The 1,061-nt window shown below is 59.8% G+C and carries 1 protein-coding gene; it reads right to left on the bottom strand.

Annotated features, from left to right (window positions below; translation table 11 throughout):
- Nucleotide 1 precedes the first annotated feature (1 nt).
- A complete protein-coding gene (locus CXQ91_RS24130; protein ID WP_104176368.1) occupies nucleotides 2-1,021 on the bottom strand; it encodes an NAD(P)-dependent oxidoreductase in 1,020 nt (339 codons plus the stop codon).
- Nucleotides 1,022-1,061: the final 40 nt, after the last annotated feature.

Below are 1,061 nucleotides of genomic sequence, written 5' to 3' on the forward strand. Positions count from 1 at the left end.
ATCATACGGAAACAACGCCTCCCAGCCGTCCTTCGATTTTGCGCGGGCGAGGTTTGAAGGCCAGCTCTTTTTCGCTCAGATTTCCTGCGAGGTAATCCTCGAGTTGCCCCGCGGCGCCTTCGGTAAATTCTTCGAAGGCTTCTGTCACGGTCCAACCGATGTGGGGAGTCAGCACGACGTTGGGAAGCGAACGAAGGGGTGAGGCGGCAGGCAGCGGTTCGTCCGTGAATACGTCCAGGCCGGCTGCGCCGAGCGGTCCATGGCGGAGAGCATGGGCAAGGGCTTCCTGGTCGACTATCGCTCCCCGTGCTGTATTCACCAACACAGATCCAGGCTTCATTGCTTGAAGTCTGGCTGCACTCAGGTAGCCGCGTGATTCTTCCGAGAGTCTCAGGTGAACACTGACCACGTCGGACGTGGCCAATAGTTCGTTGATCGGAAGGCGCGGCACTCCGTCATCCGTATTCCGGGTGCTACCTGGGCGGGCCAGGGCCACCACATCCATGTCAAAGGCCTGACCGAGCTTCGCCACAGCCTGGCCCTGCAGCCCCATGCCCAGAATACCCAGACGCCGGCCCCTCAACGTCGCTCCGAGCAACAACGGCCATTCCCCGCTGTCTGCAGAACGTACCGCTTCAGGGAAGCGCCGAAGCGCCGCAATCATTAACCCCATTGTTAGTTCCCGTACAGCGGCTTCACAGGCGTCGTGCTGCCGCCAGAGCGTCACTGTGATGCCGCGTTCGGCCGCCTCGTCAACGTCGATGTGATAGGCATGCCCGCCGGTCTGAAGGATCAATTCAAGTCTTGGAAGCCGATCCAAAAGGTTGCGGTCAATCTTGGTTCGTTCCCGAATCGCCATGATGAAGCTGGCGTCCCGAATCTCGTCGTCGGGCAGTTCGCTGAGGGGCCTGTCCAGGATCCGCACGTCAGCCATCGAGCGCAGCTTGGCCATGGCGGGTGCGGTGCTGATTTTTCCTTCCCAGTCGTCCAGTACCAAGAGTGTCGGTTTAGTCTCGTCCATGCTTTTTCTCCTTGGGATGAACTTCGTCGTTCGCGGTGCT

Origin of the sequence: Arthrobacter sp. Y81, assembly GCF_002929335.1 — a bacterium.
Lineage (GTDB): Bacteria > Actinomycetota > Actinomycetes > Actinomycetales > Micrococcaceae > Arthrobacter.